At 72.1% G+C, this 21793-nt stretch carries 21 protein-coding genes; 10 read left to right on the forward strand and 11 right to left on the reverse strand.

Going from position 1 to position 21793, the window contains the following annotated elements; genetic code table 11:
- Positions 1 to 202: 202 nt before the first annotated feature.
- The 10 genes from EKD16_RS07690 to EKD16_RS07735 all read right to left on the reverse strand — a co-directional run bounded on the left by EKD16_RS07690 (position 203) and on the right by EKD16_RS07735 (position 10155).
- Entirely contained in the window at positions 203 to 1381 is a 1179-nt protein-coding gene (locus EKD16_RS07690; protein WP_131097748.1) for a 4-hydroxybenzoate 3-monooxygenase, read from the reverse strand.
- Between the two features lie 443 nt (positions 1382 to 1824).
- A complete protein-coding gene (pcaC, locus tag EKD16_RS07695; RefSeq protein ID WP_131097749.1) occupies positions 1825 to 2241 on the reverse strand; it encodes a 4-carboxymuconolactone decarboxylase in 417 nt (138 codons plus the stop codon).
- Positions 2238 to 3044 carry a 3-oxoadipate enol-lactonase gene (gene pcaD / locus EKD16_RS07700; protein WP_165498517.1) on the reverse strand — a complete coding sequence of 269 codons (807 nt, stop codon included), beginning with the start codon at positions 3042 to 3044 and terminating at the stop codon, positions 2238 to 2240. The genes pcaC and pcaD overlap by 4 nt, the downstream gene beginning before the upstream one ends.
- Positions 3045 to 3138: 94 nt before the next feature.
- Positions 3139 to 4536 (reverse strand): 3-carboxy-cis,cis-muconate cycloisomerase, encoded by a 1398-nt coding sequence (gene pcaB, locus EKD16_RS07705; protein WP_394347319.1) that lies wholly within the window; start codon positions 4534 to 4536, stop codon positions 3139 to 3141.
- 87 nt (positions 4537 to 4623) lie between these two features.
- A complete protein-coding gene (gene pcaG, locus EKD16_RS07710; RefSeq protein WP_131097751.1) occupies positions 4624 to 5190 on the reverse strand; it encodes a protocatechuate 3,4-dioxygenase subunit alpha in 567 nt (188 codons plus the stop codon).
- Positions 5190 to 5933: a protocatechuate 3,4-dioxygenase subunit beta gene (gene pcaH / locus EKD16_RS07715; RefSeq protein WP_131097752.1), complete on the reverse strand. Its 744-nt coding sequence runs from the start codon at positions 5931 to 5933 to the stop codon at positions 5190 to 5192. Before pcaH ends, pcaG begins: the two co-directional genes overlap by 1 nt.
- Before the next feature lie 82 nt (positions 5934 to 6015).
- Complete coding sequence (locus EKD16_RS07720; RefSeq protein WP_131097753.1) at positions 6016 to 7191, reverse strand: thiolase family protein; 1176 nt, start codon at positions 7189 to 7191, stop codon at positions 6016 to 6018.
- 192 nt (positions 7192 to 7383) lie between these two features.
- Positions 7384 to 8142 carry a CoA-transferase subunit beta gene (locus EKD16_RS07725; RefSeq protein WP_131097754.1) on the reverse strand — a complete coding sequence of 253 codons (759 nt, stop codon included), beginning with the start codon at positions 8140 to 8142 and terminating at the stop codon, positions 7384 to 7386.
- 1 nt (position 8143) lies between these two features.
- Positions 8144 to 8968 (reverse strand): CoA transferase subunit A, encoded by an 825-nt coding sequence (locus tag EKD16_RS07730; protein WP_131097755.1) that lies wholly within the window; start codon positions 8966 to 8968, stop codon positions 8144 to 8146.
- A 371-nt stretch (positions 8969 to 9339) separates the two neighbouring features.
- Positions 9340 to 10155: an IclR family transcriptional regulator gene (locus EKD16_RS07735; protein WP_131097756.1), complete on the reverse strand. Its 816-nt coding sequence runs from the start codon at positions 10153 to 10155 to the stop codon at positions 9340 to 9342.
- Positions 10156 to 10612: 457 nt separating this feature from the next.
- On the opposite strand from EKD16_RS07735, the gene EKD16_RS07740 reads away from it, so the two are divergent.
- The 10 genes from EKD16_RS07740 (at position 10613) to EKD16_RS07785 (ending at position 19101) form a co-directional block, all read left to right on the forward strand.
- Positions 10613 to 11743, forward strand: coding sequence for a 5-methyltetrahydropteroyltriglutamate--homocysteine S-methyltransferase (locus EKD16_RS07740; protein ID WP_131097757.1), 1131 nt, complete (start codon positions 10613 to 10615; stop codon positions 11741 to 11743).
- A 71-nt stretch (positions 11744 to 11814) separates the two neighbouring features.
- The gene (locus tag EKD16_RS07745) at positions 11815 to 12771 is read left to right on the forward strand and encodes an ABC transporter substrate-binding protein (protein WP_341351870.1); all 957 of its coding nucleotides are present in this window, start codon (positions 11815 to 11817) and stop codon (positions 12769 to 12771) included.
- A complete protein-coding gene (locus EKD16_RS07750; RefSeq protein WP_131097759.1) occupies positions 12768 to 13643 on the forward strand; it encodes an ABC transporter permease in 876 nt (291 codons plus the stop codon). The genes EKD16_RS07745 and EKD16_RS07750 overlap by 4 nt, the downstream gene beginning before the upstream one ends.
- Positions 13644 to 13693: 50 nt before the next feature.
- A complete protein-coding gene (locus EKD16_RS07755) occupies positions 13694 to 14461 on the forward strand; it encodes an ABC transporter permease (RefSeq protein WP_131102207.1) in 768 nt (255 codons plus the stop codon).
- A gap of 7 nt (positions 14462 to 14468) precedes the next feature.
- On the forward strand, positions 14469 to 15314 hold the full coding sequence (locus tag EKD16_RS07760) for an ABC transporter ATP-binding protein (protein ID WP_394347320.1): 846 nt from the start codon (positions 14469 to 14471) through the stop codon (positions 15312 to 15314).
- Positions 15315 to 15474: 160 nt separating this feature from the next.
- On the forward strand, positions 15475 to 16935 hold the full coding sequence (locus EKD16_RS07765; protein ID WP_131097760.1) for a benzaldehyde dehydrogenase: 1461 nt from the start codon (positions 15475 to 15477) through the stop codon (positions 16933 to 16935).
- A gap of 204 nt (positions 16936 to 17139) precedes the next feature.
- Entirely contained in the window at positions 17140 to 17493 is a 354-nt protein-coding gene (locus EKD16_RS07770) for a DUF6247 family protein (RefSeq protein ID WP_131097761.1), read from the forward strand.
- Positions 17490 to 17753: a hypothetical protein gene (locus EKD16_RS07775; RefSeq protein WP_131097762.1), complete on the forward strand. Its 264-nt coding sequence runs from the start codon at positions 17490 to 17492 to the stop codon at positions 17751 to 17753. The genes EKD16_RS07770 and EKD16_RS07775 overlap by 4 nt, the downstream gene beginning before the upstream one ends.
- A gap of 134 nt (positions 17754 to 17887) precedes the next feature.
- A complete protein-coding gene (locus EKD16_RS07780; protein ID WP_131097763.1) occupies positions 17888 to 18601 on the forward strand; it encodes a RibD family protein in 714 nt (237 codons plus the stop codon).
- On the forward strand, positions 18598 to 19101 hold the full coding sequence (locus EKD16_RS07785) for a cytidine/deoxycytidylate deaminase family protein (protein WP_131097764.1): 504 nt from the start codon (positions 18598 to 18600) through the stop codon (positions 19099 to 19101). The genes EKD16_RS07780 and EKD16_RS07785 overlap by 4 nt, the downstream gene beginning before the upstream one ends.
- A gap of 81 nt (positions 19102 to 19182) precedes the next feature.
- Here the strand turns inward: EKD16_RS07785 and EKD16_RS07790 are convergent, their stop codons facing one another.
- Positions 19183 to 21696 (reverse strand): DEAD/DEAH box helicase, encoded by a 2514-nt coding sequence (locus EKD16_RS07790; protein WP_131097765.1) that lies wholly within the window; start codon positions 21694 to 21696, stop codon positions 19183 to 19185.
- Positions 21697 to 21793: the final 97 nt, after the last annotated feature.

A 21793-nucleotide genomic window follows, 5' to 3' on the forward strand; every position in this document is an offset into this window, starting at 1 on the left:
CTTGGGACGTGCGACGGTGCGAGGTTGACTGACTCGATGTTCAGTTCAGCTTCGAGTTTGTTGCGATTCCGTGCCGCCCGCCGCGCCGCCGTCGCGAAGCGGCGCGGGCGGCGGCGCCGGACTTGACTTCGGCCGCCGTACTCCCGCCCGCCGCAGCGGCACGGCGGGGGGATCGGCTGCACCCGGCAGACGGGCGGGCGCCTCAGACCTCGGGCAGCCCCGTGTAGTTCTCGGCCAGCTGCGCGGCGGCCGGCCGGCAGGCGGCGATGTGGTCCAGGTAGGACAGCTGGAGCCGGCGGTCGAACGGCGTGCCATCGGGATCGATGTGCAGCAGCGAGGTCATCCAGTAGGAGAAGTGCTCGGCCCGCCACACCCGGCGCAGCGCGGTGTCGGAGTAGGTGTCCAGGGCGGCGGTGGCTCCGCTCTCCTGCCAGGCGCGCAGGCCCTCGGCCAGCAGCATGACGTCGCGCATCGCCAGGTTCAGCCCCTTGGCGCCGGTGGGCGGCACGATGTGCGCCGCGTCGCCGGCCAGGAACAGCCGGCCGTGGCGCATCGGCTCGGCGACGAAGCTGCGCATCGGGGTGAGGCTCTTGTCGGTGATCGGGCCGGTCTCCAGCTTCCAGCCGCCTTCGCGCAGCTCGAAGCGGGTCGCCAGCTCCGACCAGATGCGGTCGTCGGACCAGTCGGCGGGGTCGGTGTCGGCGGGCACCTGCAGATAGAGGCGGCTGACCGACTCCGAGCGCATGCTGTGCAGGGCGAAACCGCGCTCGTGGCGGGCGTAGATCAGCTCGTCGCAGGAGGGCGGCACGTCGGCCAGAATGCCCAACCAGCCGAAGGGATAGGTCTTGTCATAGGTCCGCACGACCTCCTCGGGCAGGCTGGTGCGCCCGATGCCGTGGAAGCCGTCGCAGGCCACCACGTAGTCGCACTCCAGTACCTCGTCGACGCCCTCGGCGGTGGTGAACCGGACGCGCGGCCGCTCGGTCTCGATGTCCTCGATCGCCGTCGCCTCGGCCTCGAAGAAGATCCGCCCGCCGTCGGCGACGCGTCGGGCGATCAGGTCCTTGACGATCTCGGTCTGCGCCCAGATCATCACGTGGCGTCCGGTCAGCTCGGGAAAGTCGATGCGGTGGCCGCGCCCGTCGAAGCGCAGTTCGATGCCGTCGTGGCGGAAGCCCTCGCGCTCCATGCGCTCGCCCAGCCCCGACTCGCGCAGCGCCTCGGCGACGCCGTGTTCGACGACGCCCGCCCGCTGGCGGCGCTCGCAGTACGCGCGGTCGCGGCGCTCCAGCACCACCGACTCCACGCCGTGCTGGTGGAGCAGATGCGACAGGAACAGTCCGGCGGGTCCGGCTCCGATGATTCCGACTGTGGTGCGCATGATCGGGTCCGCGGCGCCGCGGCGTTCCCGGCCCGGCGGACGGGGGCGCTGCGCCGCTTGCCTCCCTTCAGGAGAAAGCTGCTGGTAGGGCTGTGCTCAGGGCCGGAGGCCGGTGTGGCGCCGGCTCTGGCCGGACGGGGCCGTGAAGCCGCCCCGCCTCGACAGGATCGATCCGGATCGGCTCGGCGCCGCCTGGGGTCCGTTGTGCCGTCTTGACACCGGGCGGGTGGCGGGTGTCCTCGACCGAAAAGCAGCGGCGACGGCGGGTGGTCCCTCGCGCCAACGCCGACGCCATCCCGCTCCTTGGGGCGGGGCGGCGCGCGGCGGCCCGGCCCGCCCCGTCCGTATCCAATGCGCGGAGATCACCACGTCGAAGGCGAATTCTTGGTTGTTTCCGCGCATTGGATGACGCGAATCCATCGACGCCACACTCAACGAAGTACCTAGCGTCCGGCCTCGGCGTCGACCTCGTCCAGCACCCGCTGGGCGATGCCGAAGGCCTTGTTGGCGGAGGGGACCCCGCAGTAGATCGCCGCCTGCAGGAACACCTCGGCGATCTCGTCGCGGTCGAGCCCGTTGCGCTGCGCGGCGCGCACGTGCATGCCCAGTTCGTCCCAGTGGCCCTGGGCCGTCAGCGCGGTCAGCACCATGCAGCTGCGCGTACGGCGGTCGAGGCCCCCGCGCGTCCAGACCTCGCCCCAGGCGTAGCGGGTGATCAGGTCCTGGAAGGGTTCGGTGAACGCGGTCTTGGCGGCCTCGGCGCGGTCGACGTGGGCGTCGCCCAGAACCTCGCGCCGCACCGCCATTCCGGCGTCCCGGCGTGCGTCGTCGTCGCCCGCGGGCGTCTCGTTCGTAGTCATCTGCTCTCTTTCGATGCGGGCCGGGCGCCGCCGGTCGGGGCGGCGCCGCCGAAGTGCGTCCGCAGCAGGCCGTCGACCTCCTCGGCCCGCTCCCAGCTGGCCAGGTGCGCCCCGCCGTCCAATACGTGCAGGCGGGCGTCGGGCACCGCGGCCGCGATCCGCTCGGCGTCCGCGGGCGGGGTGGCGGGGTCCTCGCCGCCGGCGACGACCAGAGTCGGGGCGGTGATCCGCGCGAGATCGGGGCGCAGGTCCATGTGTTCGATGGCGGTGCAGCAGCCGGCGTAGCCCTCGGCGGAGACGCCGGCGACCATCCGGCGCATCATCGCGACGACCTCGGGCTCGCGTTCGGCGTAGCCGGGAGTGAACCAGCGCTCCACCACGCCGTCGGCGACGGCGCCGACACCCTGCTCGCGCACCGTCTGCGCGCGCTGCCGCCATGCCTCGGGCGGCATCTTGGGAGCCGTGCACAGCAGCGCCAGCCGGTCGATGCGCTCGGGGGCGTGCGCGGCCAGCCACATGCCCGTCATCCCGCCCAGGGACAGTCCGGCGAAGTGGGCGCGCTCGGCGCCGAGGCGGTCCAGCAGCCGCAGCACGTCGCCGCCCAGGTCGGCCAGGCTGTAGGGGCCGGGGGGTACGGGCGAGCGGCCGTGGCCGCGGATGTCGTAGCGCACGATGCGGAAGCGGTCGGACAGCGCTTCGACCTGCGGCCGCCACATCTCAAGAGTGCTGCCCAGCGACCCCGACAGCACCAGCAACGGCGCCTGTGGCGGCCCCTCGGCGACGTGGTGCACCTCGACGCTCAACGTCTCCTCCATCCTCTCTGCGCGGTCGCGGCCGCCCGGCACCGCGGCCGGGCCGGCGGCGTCGGCCTTCCGGGCGACGGGGGCGCGGCCGGTGTCACCGCCGCTCCCCGGTGCTCGGCCCGGTGCCGCCGGGTTCGGGTCGCGGACGCCGGGTGCGGGCCGCCAGCGCGCGGTCCACCAGCACCCCGGTGGAGCCCAGGTAGCCCGCCGGGTCCAGGAGTTCGTCGATCCGGGCGCGGCTGCGGCGCCCGGCCAGGTGCTCGGCGAGCACCTCGCCCAGCGCGCGGCCGCTGTCGGCCGCCTCCGCGCAGGCGTCGCGCACCCGCTCGTGCGCCTGGGAGCGCCCCAGCTCGCCGGCGAGGTCGGTGGTGACGCGTTCGGCCATGGGGAATCCGCCGGAGGCCGCCAGATTGGCGCGCATGGCCTCCGGCCGCACCTCCAGCCGCTCCAGCGAGGTGCACAGCCACGCCGCGGCCGATCCCGCGGCGTCGAGCAGCCGCGTCAGCGCCGGCCACTCGGCGTGCCAGGGGCCCGCCGCCCGCTGGTGCTGCTGGGCCTGGGCGGCGAACAGCGTCGAGACCAGTCCCGGCGCCTGCTCGGCGCAGGCGACGGCGGAGACGGCGGCGATCGGGTTGCGCTTGTGCGGCAGCGTCGAGGAGCCGCCGACGCCGGCTCCGCCGGCTTCCACGACCTCGCCCACCTCGGTCTGGGCCAGCAGCACGATGTCGCCGGCGGTCTTGCCCACCGCGCCGCACACCCGGCCAAGGCCCCCGGCGATGTCGGCGATCCGGCCGCGTTCGGTGTGCCAGGGCAGGGCGGGCTCGGCCAGTCCGGCCTCCTCCGCGAACGCCGCGACCACCGCCGGGCCGTGCTCACCCAGCGAGGCGAGCGTGCCCGCCGCGCCGCCCAGCTGTGCGGCCGCCCGCTGCGTGAGCACCTCGGTCAGCCGGTGCGCCGCGGTGTCCAGCCCCTCCAGCCAGCCGGCCGCCGCGGCTCCGAAGGTGGTCGGCAGCGCCTGCTGGAGGAGGGTGCGGCCCGCCATCACGGTGTCGCGGTGCCCGGCGGCCAGTTCCGCCAGGAGTTCCGCGGCGCCGTCGGTGTGCTCGGCGACCGCGCCGCCCGCTCGGCGGGCGACCAGCATGGCGGCGGTGTCCATGATGTCCTGGCTGGTGGCGCCGTGGTGGATGTGGCGGGCCGCGTCGCCGCCGACGCGGCGGGTCAGTTCGGCCACCAGCGGCACGACAGGATTGCCCGCCCCGGCCGCGGCCGCCCCCAGGGCGTCGGCGTCGAAGGCCTCGGGTACGCAGGCGGCGGTGATCGCGGCCGCGTGCTCCGCCGGGACCAGACCGACGCGCGCGTGGGCGCGCGCCAGCGCGGCCTCCGCGTCCAGCAGCGCCCGCAGCCACGCGCGGTCGTCCGTCTCGGCCGCGATACCGCCGCGGCCGAAGATGCCGCCGTACAGGCCGCCCGCCGCACCGCTGTCCTCGTTCACGGCTCCTCGCTCGTTCTCGTCGCGCATCCGGCCCGGCAGGAGTACCGGCCGGGCCCCGCCACCGGTGCCGCCGTCGGCCGCACCGGCTCAGATGTCGAAGAAGACGGTCTCATCCTCGCCCTGCAGCCGGATGTCGAAGCGGTAGCCGTCCTCGGCGGGTCGCGCGATCAGCGTGGCGCGCTCCGGCTCGGGGACCGCCGACAGCACCGGGTCGGCGGCGTTGGCCTCCGCCTCATCCGGGAAGTAGATGCGGGTGACCGTGCGGTTGAGCATTCCGCGGGCGAAGACCGAGACGTCGATGTGCGGCGCCTGCATCGCGCCGCCCGTTCCCGGGACCCCTCCAGGCTTGAGCGTGTAGACGCCGAATCCGCCCCGCTCGTCGGTGGCGCTGCGGCCGAAGCCGCGGAAGGCGGGCCAGGCCCGGGCGCCGCGGGCGTCGTCGGGGTGGTCGAAGCGGCCCTCGGGGTCGGCCTGCCAGGTCTCGATCAGCCCGTCGGTGATGGGCGCCTGCGCCCCGTCGTAGAGGGTGCCGCGAATCCAGAAGCCCCCCTCGGTGCCCTCGGCCAGGGCGAAGGGGCCGTCCGGCCAGGGCAGCCCGATGTGCAGGTAGGGGCCGACGGTCTGGGAAGGCGTCGTCGCGCCGGGTGCGTTCATCACTCGTCGTCCACTTCCGACTCGAAGACGGTGGACTCGCGCCCGCGCAGCACGATGTCCCACTCGTAGGCCAGCGCCCACTCGGGCTCGGTGGCCGCGTAGTCGAATCGCGCCAGCAGGCGCTCCCGGGCCTTCTCGTCCGGGATCGAGTTCCACATGGGGTCCTGGAAGAACAGCGGGTCTCCCGGGAAGTACATCTGGGTGACCAGGCGCTGGGTGAACGCGCGGCCGAACAGGGAGAAGTGGATGTGGGCCGGGCGCCAGGCGTTGTCGTGGTTCTTCCACGGGTAGGCGCCGGGCCGGATGGTGGTGAACCGGTAGCGGCCCTGCTCGTCGGTGAGCGTGCGCCCCACGCCGGTGAAGTTGGGGTCCAGGGGGCAGGGCCAGTTGTCGCCGGTGTGGCGGTAGCGCCCGCCGGCGTTGGCCTGCCAGATCTCGATCAGCGTGCGGGGGATCGGACTGCCGTCGCCGTCGCGGACCTGGCCGTGCACGATGATGCGCTGCCCCTGCGGCTCGCCCTCGTGCTGGCGGGTGAGGTCGTTGTCGGTCTCGCCGATGCGGCCTTCGCCCAGCAGCGGTCCCGTGACCTCGGTCAGCAGGTGCGGGAGCAGGTGCAGCGGCCGCTTGGGGTGGCGCAGCGCGGTGCTGCGGTATCCGGGGTAGTCCATCGGCGGATGGGCCCCGGTGTCGCGCAGGTACCCCGCCGCGAGCGGGACCGCGCCGGTGTCCGGGTCGGTGCTCATGGCTCCTCTGCCTCCTCCCTGTCGCTTATCGCGTGTGCATGTATGCAGGTGTGTACTCGGCCGCAGGCCCTGCTGCGCGCCCTCAGGCGTGCAGCACGACGGCGAGGCCCTGGCCCACGCCGATGCAGATCGCGGCCAGGCCCCAGCCGCCGCCGCGGCGGCGGAGCTCGTGGGCGAGCGAGCCCAGGATGCGCGCCCCGGAGGCGCCCAGCGGGTGGCCGATGGCGATCGCGCCGCCGTTGGGGTTGACGATCTCGGGGTCCAGCGCGGGCCACAGCCGCAAGCAGGCCAGCGACTGGGCGGCGAAGGCCTCGTTCAGCTCGACGGCCGTCAGGTCCTCCCAGCCGATGCCCGCCCGGGCCAGCGCGGTCTCGGCGGCCTCGACCGGGCCGATGCCGAAGCGGTGCGGCTCGACAGCGGCGACCCCCCGGCTGACGATGCGTGCCAGCGGGGTGGCGCCGGTGGCCGACGCGGCCGCCTCGTCGCCGATCAGCAGGGCCGCGGCACCGTCGTTGAGCGGGGAGGAGTTGCCGGCCGTGACCGAGCCCTCGGGGCGGAAGGCCGGCTTCAGCCCGGCGAGCTTCTCGGGGGAGGTCTCGCGGATGCTCTCGTCGCGCGCCAGTTCCACGCCCGGTACCGGCACGGTCTCCGCGTCGTAGACGCCCTTCTCCCAGGCCGCGGCAGCCTTGGTGTGGCTGCGCAGCGCGAAGGCGTCCTGCTCGGAGCGCTCGATGCCGTACAGCTCGGCGATCTGCTCGGTGCACTCGCCCAGCGACACCGTCCACTCCTGGGGCATGGCCGGGTTCACCATGCGCCAGCCCAGCGTGGTGGAGTGCAGCGTCTCGTGCCCGGCGGGAAAGCCCTTGGCGGGTTTGGGCAGCACCCAGGGCGCGCGGCTCATCGACTCCACACCGCCGGCGAGGACCAGCGACGCATCGCCCACGGCGACCGCGCGGTTGGCGGCGATGACCGCCTCCAGGCCCGAGCCGCACAGCCGGTTCAGCGTGGCGCCGGGCACCGAGGTCGGCAGGCCGGCCAGCAGGGCCGCCATGCGGGCGACGTTGCGGTTGTCCTCACCGGCGCCGTTGGCGTCGCCGAAGTAGACGTCGTCGACGGCGGCCGGGTCGAGTCCGCTCGTGCGCTCGACGAGGCCGCGCACGGCGTGGGCGGCCAGGTCGTCGGGGCGCACCCCGGCGAGCGCGCCCCCGTGCTTGCCGAAGGGGGTGCGCACCGCGTCCAGGACGTATACGTCGTTCATAGCGGGCCTCTCGTCTGCTCACGGGAACGGCCGCCGGGCGGGAGCGGCCCGGCGCCGCGGCGGGCGCCGCGTGCCTGGGCCACGGCGCGGTGTCCGCCTCTTCTGCTCATTGCCTATCACCTCCGCGCCCGGCGACCGCGGCGCGGCTCCCCGGTCGTCGGGCCGGTGCCGCGACGCCGGGCGGACCCGGTGCTATTCCCGCCCCGACAGTGAACGCAGCACCGCGAGTTCCTCGGCGGTGGGCTCGGGCGTCGTGGCCAGGTCGGGGGAGACGGCGAGGTCCCACCCCGTTGCGGCGCGGGCGTCCTCGGCGGTGACGCCGGGGTGCAGCTGGGCGAGGGTGAGCTCGCGCGTCTGCGGGTCGGGCTTGAGCACTCCCAGGTCGGTGATGACGCGGGTGGGCCCGGCGCCCGGCAGTCCGAGGCTCTCGCGGTCGCCGGCGCCGCGGCCGTGGCCCATCGAGGTCACGAAATCGACGCGGTCCACGAAGGCGCGGGTGCTCTGGCGGACGACGACCACGACCTCGCGGCAGGAGGCGGCGATCTCGGGGGCGCCGCCCGCGCCGGGCAGACGCACCTTGGGGTCGGAGTAGTCGCCGATGACCGTGGTGTTGATGTTGGCGTAGCGGTCGATCTGGGCGGCGCCGAGGAAGCCGACGTCGATCCGCCCGGGCTGCAGCCAGTAGTTGAACACCTCGGGCACCGATACGACGGTGTCGGCGGTCTCGGCGAGCACGCCGTCGCCGATCGACAGCGGGAGTGTGCCGGGCCGGGTGCCCAGGGTGCCCGACTCGTAGATCATCCACAGGCCGGGGGCGTGGGTGCGGCACGCGAGGTTGGCCGCCGTGCTGGGCAGGCCGATGCCCACGAAGCAGGCCATCTCCGACGTCAGAGCGTGGGCGGCGGCCACCGTCATCATCTCGTCTGCGGTGTAGCCCGTGGTTGTGGTCATGTCATCCTGCCTTTCCGGGCAGCTGTGCAGGAGCACCCACCTCGTCCTCCAGCCAGCGGGCGAACGTCTCGCGCTCGCGGCTGACGGCGTCCCAGTCCTGGTAGGCGCTGTTGTCGCGCGCGTAGTAGCCGTGGGCGTAGGAGGGGCGCGAGCCGCCGGGGGCGACGGCGACGGCGCTGAGCACGCGGGAGGGCAGGACCACCTGGCCGGGGACCGGTTCGAGCTCGTCGACGACCTCCTCGACGGTCACCAGCGAGCGCTTGGCCGCGAGTACGGCCTCCTTCTGGATGCCGGTGATGCCCCAGAGCTGGACGTTTCCCGAGCGGTCGGCCCGTTGGGCGTGCACGATCGCGACGTCGGGGTTGAGGGCGGGGACCGCGGCCAGCCGTTCGCCGGTGAAGGGGCACTCCACGGTCTTGATCGTCTCGGTCTGGCCGACCAGGTCGGTGCCGGCGTAGCCGCGCAGCACCGCGAAGGGCAGTCCGGACGCGCCGGCGACGTAGCGGTTGGCCATGCCGGCGTGGCTGTGCTCCTCGATCTCCAGGGGGCGCGGCCAGCCGTGCTGGATCGCGTCGCGGAAGCGGTGGAGGGAGCCGACTCCGGGGTTGCCGCCCCAGGAGAAGACCAGGCGCGCGGCGCAGCCCGCGCCGATCAGCTGGTCGTAGACGATGTCGGGGGTCATCCGGACCAGGGTGAGGTCGCGCCGTTGCTGGCGGATGATCTCGTGGCCGGCGGCCACCGGGATCAAGTGGGTGAAGCCTTCCAGCGCGACCGTGTCACCGTCGCCGACGAGTTCGCGTACACCCTCGTCCAGCGGCACGATCATAAGCGGGTCCAAATCTGTTCGTATGCCGAATGCATGTTCCTAATGCGCACATCATTGCCGACCGCCGTCCCGCGGGTCAAGAGCCGGTGAACGGCCGGTCTGCGCAGGGGCGTGCGGGAGGCGTTCGAAGTTCCGGTGGCGCCACCTGCGGGGTCGCGCGGTGGCAGCGGGGTTTTCGCGGCGGAGTCGACCACTCGGCCGCGGGCCGGCGGTCCGGCTCGGCCCGCGGCCGCGAACGAGCGGCGGAGCTCTCGGCTCGGGACGGGTGATGCCGGATCGTTGCCATCCGATGATGGGACTTCTCGTCGGCCGGTCCGCCGGTAGTCGCCGGGCGGTCCGCTCCTCGCCGGTCTACCGGCGCGGGGCGGTCGTCAGATGTGGCCCGCCGCGCGCTGGGAGATCTCCAGGTCGGCCTCGATGCGGGCGGCGGTGGCGAGCAGGGGCGGCAGCAGTTCGCGCCGGATGTCCTCGACCGAGGAGCGGCTGGCGTGGGCCGAGACGTTGACCGCGGCCACCACCCGGCCGTCGCGGTCGCGGACGGGGGCGGCGACCGAGCGCAAGCCCTCCTCCAGTTCCTGGTCGACCAGCGCCCAGCCCTGGTTGTGCACACGCTCGATCTCCGACTTCAGACGGCCGGGGGTCGTCACGGTGAACGCCGTCAGCCGCGCGAGTTCGGCCTTCTCCAGATAGGCGTCGACCTCCTCAGCGGGGCGGCCCGCCAGCAGCACCCGTCCCATCGAGGTGGCGTAGGCGGGGAAGCGCGTGCCGACGTTGATGGCCACGTTCATGATGCGTGACGTGGAGACGCGGGCGACGTAGACGACGTCGTCGCCGTCGAGTACCGAGACCGAGGAGGACTCGTGCAGGTCGGCGGCCAACCGCTCCAGATGGGGCTGGGCGACCTCGGGCAGCCCGGCCGAGGAGAGGTAGGCATAGCCCAGCTCCAGCACCCGGGGGGTCAGCGAGAACAGCCGGCCGTCGGTGCGTACGTAGCCCATGTCGACCAGTGTGAGCAGGAAGCGCCGTGCAGCGGCCCGGGTGAGTCCGGTCACCCGCGCCACCTCGCTCAGCGTCATGGTCGGACTCTGCGCGGTGAACGCGCGGATCACGGCCAGACCGCGCTCCAGCGACTGCACGTAGTGCTCGCCCTTGGGCTGGGCCCCGGATTCGGTGAGGTCCGTGCTCATGTCTCTCCCCTTCGGTTTCCGCGGCGCTCGGGCCCGCGGGACGCCGTGCCGTGCGGCCGCCCGCGCATACGCCTATGGGGATGTTCTCATACCGCACAACCAAGACCGCAGGTAAAGCCCTAAGTGCCCGGTGTAGGCATCCGGCATCCAGGGGTTGACGTCGGTGATTGCCGTCACTTAAGTTCACTTGCAGAACGCTTGTTCGTATCTCGTACACAGGTCCGCGGATGCGGTACGGTGCCTAGGCGCCTCGATCGCGATCCGCCGCGGTTCCGGGCGATCGGGCGTCGACCGCCTGCCGCGCGCTGCCGGGTAGTGCGTGCCGCCGCGGCCCGCCGCCGCATTCGACGGGGCCCCGATCCCACCCACGCTTGAGATCGTAGACGGGCGGAGCGCGTGTGCCGCGCGTCGGCGCCGCTCGCGCAGGCCACCGAGGACGAAGGGACACCGGCGAGACATGACCCCAACCGCCAGTCGTCGTGACGAACCGCCGTTCCGAGCCGACCACGTGGGCAGCCTGCTGCGGCCGCGGCAGCTGCTCGACGCCCGCGCCCGCCACGCCGAGGGCTCGTTGAGCGCGCAGGAGCTGCGCAGCCTGGAGGACGAGGCGATCGGCGACGTCGTGCGCATGCAGGAGGAGGTCGGCCTGTCCACGGCCACCGACGGCGAATTCCGCCGCGCCTCCTGGCACATGGACTTCATCTACCAGCTCGGCGGGATCACGAAGGCGGAAGGCGACCTGCAGGTCACGTTCCACAACGAGCAGGGCGACATCGAGTTCACCCCCGCCGCGCTGCACGTCAGCGGCAGAGTCGGTCTGGAGCACACGATCTTCGCCGACGACTTCGCCTTCCTGCGGGATACCGCCACCACCGGCACTCCCAAGCTGACCATGCCCTCGCCGAGCATGGTCCACTACCGGGGCGGCCAGGCCTCCATCGACCCTGCCGTCTACCCCGACACCGAGGAGTTCTTCAGCGACCTCTCGGCCGCCTATGCCGAGCAGATCCGCCGGATGGGCGAACTAGGCTGCAGCTACCTCCAGCTCGACGACACCAGCCTCGCCTACCTCAACGACCCCCGCCAGCGCGCCATGATCGACGAGCGCGGGGACAACGGCGACAGCCTCCACCGGCGCTACATCACCCAGATCAACGCCGCCCTGCAGGGCCGCCCGGAGGGAATGCGCGTCACCACGCACCTGTGCCGCGGCAACTTCCGCTCCTCCTGGGTGGCCGAGGGCGGCTACGACTTCGTCGCCGAGGAACTGTTCGGCTCCCTGGGGGTCGACGGATACTTCCTCGAGTTCGACGACGCCCGCTCCGGCGGGTTCGCACCCTTGCGCTACGTGCCGCACGGCAAGTACGTGGCCCTCGGCCTGGTCACCACCAAGCGGGGCGTATTGGAGAGCAAGGACGACCTCAAGCGCCGCATTGAGGAGGCGAGCCGCTACATTCCACTGGAACAGCTCTGCCTCGCACCCCAATGCGGGTTCTCCAGCACCTTCGAAGGCAACGATCTCACCTACGACGAGCAGGTCGCCAAGCTGCGCCTGATCGTCGAGACCGCTGCCGAGGTCTGGGGATGATCCCCCCAGCGCGCCCGCTTTGCGGCGCGGACCCGACGAATTCACCCACCAGGAGACCAACCATGCGCCGGATGATCCTCCCCGTGGCCGCTGTGGTCACACTGCTCGCAAGCACTGCCTGCGGCGGTGGCGGCCAGGAAGACAGCGGCGGCGGCGACAGCGGCGGCACCCAGTCCATCACCGTCGGCGCGATCCCGATCGTCGACGTCGCGCCCCTGCACCTCGGCGTCGACCAGGGCATCTTCGAAAAGCACGGCCTCGACCTGGAGATCAAGAACACCTCCGGCGGTGCCGAGGCCGTGCCCAGCGTCGTCGCGGGCGAGTTCGACTTCGCGTTCGGCAACATCACCTCGCTGGTGATCGGACGCAGCAACGACCTCCCCCTGACCATCGTCGCCAACGGCGTCACCACCACCGGCAAGCAGGGCGAGGACTTCGGCGGCGTCGTGGTGCCCGAGGGCAGCGACATCACCGACGCCAAGGGCCTTGAGGACAAGACGATCGCCGTGAACAACCTGCAGAACATCGGCGACACCACCGTCCGCAACTCGGTCCGCAAGGCCGGCGGCGACTCCGACACGATCGAGTTCGTCGAGCTGCCCTTCCCGGAGATGCCGGCGGCCCTCGAGCGCGGCGACGTCGACGCCGCCTGGGTGGTCGAGCCGTTCCTGACCGCCTCGCTCAACGGCGGTGCGACCGAGGTCGCGTCCAACTTCGTCGACGCGGACAAGAACCTCTCGGTGGCCTACTACTTCACCACCGAGCAGATGATCTCCCAGGACCCGGAGTTGGTGGACAACTTCACCGCCGCCATCAACGAGTCGCTGACCTACGCCGAAGAGAACCCGGACGAAGCGCGCCGCATCATCGGCGAGTACACCGAGATCGACTCCGAGACCATCGAGCAGCTCCGCCTGCCGCGGTGGCCCACGGAGGACTACAAGCAGCCGGCGAACTCCATCATCGACCTCATGATGCACGACGGCGTCATCGAGTCCCGGCCTGACATGGACAAGCTTTTCCAATGACGGCCGAGTCCGACACCGACACCGACACCGGCACTGTCGAAACCGCGCGTCCCCCCGCCCATCCCTCCGGGGCGGGGGGACGCCCCCGCGCCGCCCGGCGAGGGCCCAACCGGGCGTTGCTGGGGACCATCGGCGTAGTGGGCTTCCTGCTGCTGTGGGAGGCGGTCCCGCGCATCGGCGTGGTGCCGGCGCGGTTCCTGCCACCGGCCTCGGAGGTGCTGGCCACCCTCGGTGAGCGGCTGGCGCTGCCCGAGTTCTGGACCGCGGTCGGCGACACCCTCGTCACCTGGGGCATCGGTCTGGGTGGCGCCTTCGCCGCGGCCGCGCTCCTCGGTTTCGTGGTGGGCTCGGTGCCCGTGCTGCGGGCCTTCACCTCCTCCACGGTGGAGTTCCTGCGGCCGATTCCGTCGGTGGCGCTGATCCCGCTGGCCATCCTGCTCTACGGCACCGACATGGCCTCCACGCTGCTGCTGGTCGTCTACGCGGCGTTCTGGCAGATCTACATCCAGGTGCTCTACGGAGTCGCCGACATCGACCCGATCGCCGACCAGACCGCCCGCTCCTACGGCCTGGGGCGGCTGGCGCGGCTGCGCTACGTGGCCTGGCCCTCGGCGCTGCCCTACATCCTGACCGGACTGCGGCTGGGTGCGGCCGTGGCGCTCATCCTGACCATCACCGGAGAGCTGATCATCGGCACGCCGGGTCTCGGCCAGCAGATCGCCGTGGCCAAGCAGAGCAACGCCACTGAGCTGGTCTACGCCCTCATCATCGCCACCGGCGCCCTCGGGGTCGCCGTCAACGTCGGTGTGCGGGCACTGGAGCGGCGGGCGCTGCGCTGGCACGCCTCGGTCCGCGGAGAGGAGAACGTGTGAGCGTCGCACGCACCGACCAGCGGAACCGCCGCGCCGGGGGCGCCGGGCGCATCGTGCTGCGAGCCGTGCAGATCGTGCTGCTGCCGGCGGCGCTCATCGCGGTTTGGTGGGTGGCCAGCCTGGCGTCGACCGTGTACTACCTGCCCACGCCCGGAGAGATCGCCACGACCTTCGCCGAGGTCTGGGGCGCCGAACGCGTAGCCGACGACGTGCTGCCCAGCATCGCCCGCCTGCTGGGCGGATTCGCGCTGGGCACGCTGCTGGGCGTGGGGCTCGGCATCGTGCTCGGGCTCTCCCCCCGCACCCGCGCCGTCCTCGAACCCGTCCTGGAGTTCTTCCGGGCGATCCCGCCGCCCGTGCTGGTGCCGCTGCTGATGCTGTTCGTCGGCGTCAACACCACCATGAAGCTCGCGGTGATCGTCTCCGGCTGCATCTGGCCCATCCTGCTCAACACCATCGAGGGTGTGCGGGCCGTCGACCCGGTGCTGATCGACACCTGCCGGTGCTACGGCGTGCGCGGGCGGCGATGGCTGACGACGCTGGTGCTGCGTTCGGCCAGCCCGCAGATCATGGCGGGCATGCGGCAGGGCCTGTCCATCGCGATCATCCTGATGGTGATCAGCGAGATGTTCGCCAGCAGCAGCGGGCTGGGGCACACCATCATCCAGTTCCAGCGCACCTTCGCCATTCCGGAGATGTGGAGCGGCATCGTGCTGCTCGGCCTGCTCGGTTTCGTGCTCTCCGTCGTTTTCGCTGCGATCGAGCGGCAGGTGCTGAGCTGGTACAACGGCGTGCGCGCTGCGGCGCGCGGGGAGTGAGCGAGAAATGGCGACCACACCGACCGCACCGGCACGTAAGACCGGCGCCGCGCAGGAGGCGGGCCACATGCTCGACGTCACCGGAATGCAGAAGATCTACCCCGGCCAGCACGGGGAGGTCGAGGCGATCCGCGACCTGACGTTCAGTCTCGACGACGGCGAGCTCGCCTGCCTGGTAGGCCCCTCCGGCTGCGGTAAGACGACCCTGCTCAAGTGCATCGCGGGGCTCATGCGGCCCACCTCCGGCACCGTCGAACTCGCCGGAAACGCGGTCACCGGCCCGCCGCCGGACATGGCCGTGGTCTTCCAGGAGTACGGCCGCAGCCTGTTCCCGTGGCTGCGCGTGCGCGACAACGTCGAGCTGCCGCTGAAGGAGAAGCGGCTGGCCAAGCAGCGCCGCCGCGAGCTGAGTGACGAGGCGCTGGAGGCCGTGGGCCTGCACAAGTTCGCCGGCGCCTACCCGTGGCAGCTCTCCGGCGGTATGCAGCAGCGCGTGGCGATCGCGCGGGCGATCGCCTACGAGCCGCGCGTGATGCTGATGGACGAGCCCTTCGCCGCGGTCGACGCGCAGACCCGCGCGGACCTGGAGGACCTCATCCGCACACTGTGGAAGCGGTTCAACATGACGGTCCTGTTCGTCACCCACGACATCGACGAGGCCGTCTACCTGGGACAGCGCGTGCTGGTGATGTCCTCCTCGCCGACGATCATCCAGGACGACGTCCCCGTCGACCTGGCCGACGAGCGCGACCAGATCAGCACCCGCGGCGAGCACCGCTTCGCCGAGCTGCGCTCGCGGATCTACGCGGAGATCCGCAACGCCTCCCAGCCGGCGGCGGGCAAGACCGCGTAACCGCCGCGGCGCGGCGCAGACGGCGCGTCGGCCGGGCGGCACACATGCGGCGGGCGGCGGCGCAGGGGGGCGCCGCCGTCCGCTCATCGGCAGCGGCGGCGGGCGCGGCCCTTCCGGCCGCGGCCGCCCCGCCCCCATCCTTCGACGCACAGGAGCGACCATGGCACTGCTCAACGAAAACGAGTGGCGCGGCAACGTCTTCACCGGATCGTGGCGGCCCGCCGAGGCCGGCGACGCCCCGGTCACCTCGCCGACAACCGGCACGGAGCTGGGCCGCATCGGCTCGGCCGGCGCGGCCGACGTCGCCGAGGCGGCCCAGCGGGCCGCCGAGGCTCAGCGCCACTGGGCCGCCGTCTCCTTCGAGGAGCGCGCGGCCGTCATGCGGCGGGCCGGCGCCAAGTTCGAGGAGGAGGCCGGCGAGATCGCCGGCTGGCTGCGCCACGAAGCCGGGTCGGCCCGCGGCAAGGCCGACTTCGAGGTTCACTTGGCGGTCACCGAAGCCTACGAGTGCGCCGCGCTGGCCTCCCAGCCCAACGGCGAGGTGCTGCGCAGCGCCCAGCCGCGGCTGAGCCTGGCCCGGCAGGTGCCGGTGGGCGTGGTCGGCGTCATCGCCCCGTTCAACTTCCCGCTGATCCTGGGCATGCGCTCGGTCGCGCCGGCGCTGGCTCTGGGCAACGCGGTGGTGCTCAAGCCCGACCCGCGCACCGCCGTCTCGGGCGGCGCCGTCATCGCGGAGGTCTTCCGCGAGGCGGGACTGCCCGACGGACTGCTGCAGATGCTGCCCGGCGGCGCCGAGGCCGGCGAGCAGCTGGTGGCCGACCCCAACATCGCGGTCATCTCCTTCACCGGCTCCACCGCGGCGGGCCGCAAGGTCGGCGAGGCCGCCGGCCGCCACCTCAAGCGGGCCCACCTGGAGCTGGGCGGCAACTCCCCGCTGATCGTGCTGGAGGACGCCGACGTCGACCGCGCCGCCTCGGTGGGGGCCTGGGGCTCGTTCCTGCACCAGGGTCAGATCTGCATGACGACCGGACGCCACCTCGTGCACGAGTCGCTGGCCGACGCCTACGTGGAGAAGCTCGCGGCCAAGGCCGAGGCGCTCACGGTAGGCGACCCCGAGCAGGAGGGGACGGCCCTGGGTCCCATCATCGACGTGGGCCAGCGCGACCGGGTGCACGACCTGGTCATCCGCAGCGTTGCCGCGGGTGCCGAGGTCCGGGCGGGCGGCACCTACGACGCCCAGTTCTACCGGCCCACCGTGCTGGACAAGGTCACCGCCGACACCCCCGCCTTCCACGAGGAGGTCTTCGGCCCGGTGGCGCCGGTCATCCGGTTCTCCACCCCGGACGAGGCGGCCCGCATCGCCGCCTCCAGCGACTACGGCCTGTCGCTGGGCATCCTCACCGGCAACCCCATGCGCGGTATGGAGTTGGCCGACCGTATCCCGACGGGCATCGTGCACATCAACGATCAGACGGTCGACGACGAGGCGGTGGCTCCCTTCGGCGGCGTCCGCGCCTCGGGCACCGGCGCCCGCTTCGGCGGCACCCGCGCCAACCTGGAGGCGTTCACCGAGACCCAGTGGGTCACCATGCAGAGCGAGATCCAGCAGTACCCGTTCTGACCCGGCGCCGCCCGCGTGCGTGACGGCTCCCCGCTCAGCGACCCGCAGTCGCGCTGAGCGGGGAGCTTTTCGCTGCGGGCCCGCCGCGCCGGGTGCAGTCGTCGACGCGTGTGGCGATGCTGCGGAGAACGACGGTGGCAGACTCTAAGCTGATGTCGGGCTGGACGAGGTGTCCGCCTGCGGAACCTCCCGAGGAGCATGGTGATGACCGAGCAGCACCTTCCATCCGGCTTGCCGCTGATCGCGATGCCGGCGCTCACTCCGACGGCCTTGCGCACCGCGGTCGCCCAGCTCGCTCCCGCGCGTGTGGCCGAGTTCAGCGATCATCTCGAACAGGCCGCCGAGCAGGCCGCCGCGCAGAGCACCCTGGCGCCGCTTCGGTCCTTCCTGCAGTACTGGGGTGAGTTCGTCGCTATCGAAAGGATTCCCGAGAGAGCCGCACGCCTCAGGCGTTTAGAAGAGGAAGCACGGCGTGCCTCGGACATGGTGACCGCCACACGCCTGATCGGAGAGATCCAGCAGATTCTGGCCGAAGCCGAGCGCGAGGTCGCGACGTGAGCGATGCGTGGACGTGGCACTTCAACCCCGACTTCGACCACGTTGCCGCCGGACTGCCGCTTGAGGTGGTGTCCGAGGTGGAGCGGTTGGCAGAGCAACTCGCCGTTCTGGGCGACACCGCTGCGGCAGCCGGGCGCGGGTCGTCGCACGGCGATGGGCTGCGCACCTTGGATATCTTCGGCGGTCGTGGCTTCTTCGTGTACATCGCCATGGACCGGATGCGGATGATCTTCATTGTGCGCGTAGTCTGGCCGCACTGATCCATGGACGGCTGCGCCCCGTACCCGTTGCGGGGATGCCGGCCGTGTGATCTTCGCTACGGGGTTCGTTTCGCGCAGGTCGCGGCGGGGTCCTAGGGGCGGGGCGCGCGCAGGCGGGCATTAGCCTGAGAGTCATGTCGCGGCCCTACACCCTGCTCAGCTGCGCGATGTCGCTCGACGGGTTCATCGACGACGCCGGGCCCGAGCGACTGCGGTTGTCGTCGGCGGAGGACTTCAACGAGGTCGACGAACTACGGGCGGGCTGCGACGCCATCCTCGTGGGCGCGGGCACTGTGCGCAGCGACGATCCGCGGCTGCTGGTGCGCTCGGCTCGGCGGCGGGCGCGGCGGATCGCCGAGGGGCGCACCGGTGACCTGGTCAAGGTCGTCCTCAGCGGGAGCGGCCGAGTCGATCCGGCGTCGCGTGTCTTCACCACCGGCGACGCCGCCAAGCTGGTCTACGTCCAACCCGCCGCCCGCGAAGCGATCGCGCGGCGCTTCGCCGACGCCGGTAGGGGAGAGGCGGGAGGGGCCTCGCGGGTAGAGGTCCTCGACACGGGTCCGGACTTGTGCGCGGTCCTGGCGGATCTCGCGGCCCGCGGTGTCGAGCGGCTGCTGGTCGAGGGCGGCACGGGGGTGCACACCCGGTTCCTCTCCGCCGGGCTGGCCGACGAGATGCGGATCGCGATCGCCCCGTTCTTCGTCGGAGACGCCGCCGCCCCCCGCTTCGTGGGCCCGGCGGACTTCGCCCACGGCCCCGCCGCCCCGATGCGACTGGCCGAGACCCGGGCGCTCGGCGACATGGCGATCCTGCGCTACCTTTCCCGAGACGTGGAGTCCAGACGATGAAGCCGCCCGCCTCTCCGCCGTTGAGTAGCCTGCGTCCCGGCGGCGCCCCCGAGCCGAGCGACGCCGACCGCCACTGGCTGCGCGCGGCCATCGCGCTGTCGCGCCGGTGCCCGCCTTCCTCGACCGCCTTCTCCGTGGGGGCGATCGTCGTGGACGCAACGGGAGCGGTCGTCGCCGAGGGCTACTCGCGCCGCGACGACCCGCACGACCACGCGGAGGAGACCGCGCTGCGCGGCATCGATGCCGCCGACCCGCGGTTGGCGGGCGCCACCCTCTACAGCTCGCTGGAACCCTGCACCCAACGCACCTCGCGTACACGGACGTGCACCGACCTCGTCCTGGCGACTGCTATCCCGCGAATCGTCGTGGCCTGGCGCGAACCGGCGGTGTTCGTCCACGCCCAGGGCGTGGAGCGGCTGCGCGGGGCGGGCCGCACGGTCGTGGAGGTCGGCGAGCTGGCCGCGGAGGCGCGGGAGGTCAACACCCACCTGTTGGCGTGAGGCGGGCAGGGGAGAATGCCCCGACCGCTGAGGGCCGGGCCGCGCCCGGTGGCAGCGGGCGGCCCCGTACCGCGGCAGGTTTCACAGGCGGTTCACGTCGGTGATGCGGACGACCGCCTGACCGGTCTCGTCGGAGGCCGCGAGGTCGACCTCGGCGCTGATGCCCCAGTCGCGGTCGCCGCTGGGGTCGTCGAAGATCTGGCGGACCTCCCAGACGCCGTCGCGCTCCTCGATGAGCAGCATGCCCGGGCCCCGGGCATCCGGGCCGATGCCGAGCTCGTCGTGCTCGGCGAAGTACTCGTCCATGGCCTCCTCCCACGCCTCGGCGTCCCAGCCGTCCTCCGCGTCCAGCTCGCCCAGCTCGGCGTGGCGGCCCAGCGCCGCCAGCTCCACACGGCGGAACATGGCGTTGCGCACCAGCACGCGGAAAGCCCGGGTATTGGCGGTGACCGGTTTGACCCGCTCCTCGGAGACGCCCTCGGCGGTCTCCTCCTCGTCGGGGTTGGTCAGCTGCTCCCATTCGTCCAGGAGGCTGGAGTCGACCTGGCGGACGAGTTCGCCCAGCCACTCGATCAGGTCGCGCAGCTCCTCGGACTTGGCGTCTTCGGGAACGGTCTGGTTGAGGGCCTTGTAGGCGCCGGCGAGGTAGCGCAGCACCAGCCCTTCCGAGCGGGCGAGCTCGTAGTGGCCCACGTACTCGGTGAAGGTCATGGCGCGCTCGGACATGTCCCGGGCCACCGACTTGGGGCGCAGCGGGTAGTCGCCCACCCAGGGGTGGCCGCGGCGGTAGACCTCGTAGGCGTGGTCGAGCAACTCCTCCAGCGGCTTGGGGTACTCGATCTCCTCCAGCCGCTCCATGCGCTCCTCGTACTCGACGCCGTCGGCCTTCATCTGCGCGACGGCCTCGCCGCGGGCCTTGTTGAGCTGTGCGCCGAGGATCTGGCGGGGGTCGTCGAGGATGGACTCGACCACCGTCAGCACGTCCAGCGGGTAGGTGGTCGCGGCGGGGTCGAGCAGCTCCAGCGCGGCCAGCGCGAAGGTGGACAGCGGCTGGTTCAACGCGAAGTCCGGCTGGAGGTCGACCGTCAGCCGGGCGACGCGGCCGTTGCTGTCGGGCTCCTCCAGGCGCTCCACGATCCCGCCGTCGATCAGCGAGCGGTAGATGGCCACGGCTTCGCTGATGTGCCGCCGCTGGACCGACCGCTCCTCGTGGTTGTCGGTGAGCAGGTGCCGCATGCCGGCGAAGCAGTCGCCGGGGCGCGCGATGACGCTGAGCAGCATCGCGTTGCTCACCTTGAACCGGGACTTCAGCGGCTCGGGCTCGGCGGCGATGAGTTTCTCGAACGTGTTCTGGTCCCAGCCCACGAACCCCTCGGGCGCCTTCTTGCGCACCACCTTGCGCCGCTTCTTGGGGTCGTCGCCGACCTTGGCCAGCGCTTTCTCGTTCTCCACGACGTGCTCGGGGGCCTGCACGACGACGTTGCCCACCGTGTCGTAGCCGGCCCGCCCGGCGCGGCCCGCGATCTGGTGGAACTCGCGCGCGCTCAGCCGGCGCACCCGAGAGCCGTCGTACTTGCTCAGCCCGGTGAACAGTACCGTGCGGATGGGGACGTTGACGCCCACACCGAGGGTGTCGGTGCCGCAGATGACCTTGAGCAGCCCGGCCTGGGCGAGGCGTTCGACCAGGCGCCGGTACTTGGGCAGCATGCCGGCGTGGTGCACGCCGATGCCGTGGCGGACGTAGCGGGAAAGGTTGCGTCCGAACTTCGTTGTGAAGCGGAAGTTGCCGATCTCCTTGGCGATGGCGTCCTTCTCGGCACGGGAGCACATGTTGATGCTGGTCAGCGACTGGGCGCGCTCGACCGCCTGCGCCTGGGTGAAGTGCACGATGTAGACCGGGGACTCGCGGGTCTCCAGCAGCTCCTCAAGGGTCTCGTGCAGCGGGGTGGTGCGGTAGGAGTAGAACAGCGGCACGGGCCGCTCGGCGGAGCTGACCACGGTGGTGGTGCGGTCGGTGCGGCGGGTGAGGTCGCCCTCGAACCGGCTGACGTCGCCCAGGGTGGCCGACATCAGCAGGAACTGCACCTGCGGCAGCTCCAGCAGCGGCACCTGCCAGGCCCAGCCGCGGTCGGGATCGCCGTAGAAGTGGAACTCGTCCATGACCACGGTGCCGATGTCGGCGTCGGCGCCGTCGCGCAGCGCGATCTGGGCCAGGACCTCGGCGGTGCAGCACACGATGGGGGCGTCGGAGTTGACACTGGCGTCGCCGGTCATCATGCCGACGTTGTCGGTGCCGAACACGGCGCACAGCTCGAAGAACCTCTCGGAGACCAGCGCCTTGATGGGCGCGGTGTAGAACGCGCACTCGTCGCGGCCCAGGGCGGCGAACAGCGCTCCGGAGGCCACCAGGCTCTTGCCGGAACCCGTGGGGGTGCTCAGGATGACGTTGGAGCCCGACACCACCTCGATGAGGGCCTCTTCCTGGTGCGGGTAGAGGGTGAGCCCGCGATCCTCGGCCCAGGACGCGAACGCTTCGAAGAGGGAGTCGGGTTCGGGGCGGGCGGGGAGCTGATCGATGAGACTCACGCATTCCATACTGCCTGCTCCCGGTGACCGCCCGGGCCACTCGTCCACAGGCGCCCGCCCCCGCGTGCCCGCCGCCGACCCGTCCGAGCGCGAGCGCTCCGGCGTC

Origin of the sequence: Streptomonospora litoralis (assembly GCF_004323735.1) — a bacterium.
Classification (GTDB): domain Bacteria; phylum Actinomycetota; class Actinomycetes; order Streptosporangiales; family Streptosporangiaceae; genus Streptomonospora; species Streptomonospora litoralis.

Coding starts and splice junctions, on each gene's coding strand:
- EKD16_RS07690 (WP_131097748.1), bottom strand. CDS start 1,381: ATGCGCACCACAGTCGGAATCATCGGAGCCGGACCCGCCGGACTGTTC.
- pcaC (WP_131097749.1), bottom strand. CDS start 2,241: ATGACTACGAACGAGACGCCCGCGGGCGACGACGACGCACGCCGGGAC.
- pcaG (WP_131097751.1), bottom strand. CDS start 5,190: ATGAACGCACCCGGCGCGACGACGCCTTCCCAGACCGTCGGCCCCTAC.
- pcaH (WP_131097752.1), bottom strand. CDS start 5,933: ATGAGCACCGACCCGGACACCGGCGCGGTCCCGCTCGCGGCGGGGTAC.
- EKD16_RS07720 (WP_131097753.1), bottom strand. CDS start 7,191: ATGAACGACGTATACGTCCTGGACGCGGTGCGCACCCCCTTCGGCAAG.
- EKD16_RS07725 (WP_131097754.1), bottom strand. CDS start 8,142: ATGACCACAACCACGGGCTACACCGCAGACGAGATGATGACGGTGGCC.
- EKD16_RS07730 (WP_131097755.1), bottom strand. CDS start 8,968: ATGATCGTGCCGCTGGACGAGGGTGTACGCGAACTCGTCGGCGACGGT.
- EKD16_RS07735 (WP_131097756.1), bottom strand. CDS start 10,155: ATGAGCACGGACCTCACCGAATCCGGGGCCCAGCCCAAGGGCGAGCAC.
- EKD16_RS07740 (WP_131097757.1), top strand. CDS start 10,613: ATGACCCCAACCGCCAGTCGTCGTGACGAACCGCCGTTCCGAGCCGAC.
- EKD16_RS07745 (WP_341351870.1), top strand. CDS start 11,815: ATGATCCTCCCCGTGGCCGCTGTGGTCACACTGCTCGCAAGCACTGCC.
- EKD16_RS07750 (WP_131097759.1), top strand. CDS start 12,768: ATGACGGCCGAGTCCGACACCGACACCGACACCGGCACTGTCGAAACC.
- EKD16_RS07760 (WP_394347320.1), top strand. CDS start 14,469: ATGGCGACCACACCGACCGCACCGGCACGTAAGACCGGCGCCGCGCAG.
- EKD16_RS07765 (WP_131097760.1), top strand. CDS start 15,475: ATGGCACTGCTCAACGAAAACGAGTGGCGCGGCAACGTCTTCACCGGA.
- EKD16_RS07770 (WP_131097761.1), top strand. CDS start 17,140: ATGACCGAGCAGCACCTTCCATCCGGCTTGCCGCTGATCGCGATGCCG.
- EKD16_RS07780 (WP_131097763.1), top strand. CDS start 17,888: ATGTCGCGGCCCTACACCCTGCTCAGCTGCGCGATGTCGCTCGACGGG.
- EKD16_RS07785 (WP_131097764.1), top strand. CDS start 18,598: ATGAAGCCGCCCGCCTCTCCGCCGTTGAGTAGCCTGCGTCCCGGCGGC.
- EKD16_RS07790 (WP_131097765.1), bottom strand. CDS start 21,696: ATGGAATGCGTGAGTCTCATCGATCAGCTCCCCGCCCGCCCCGAACCC.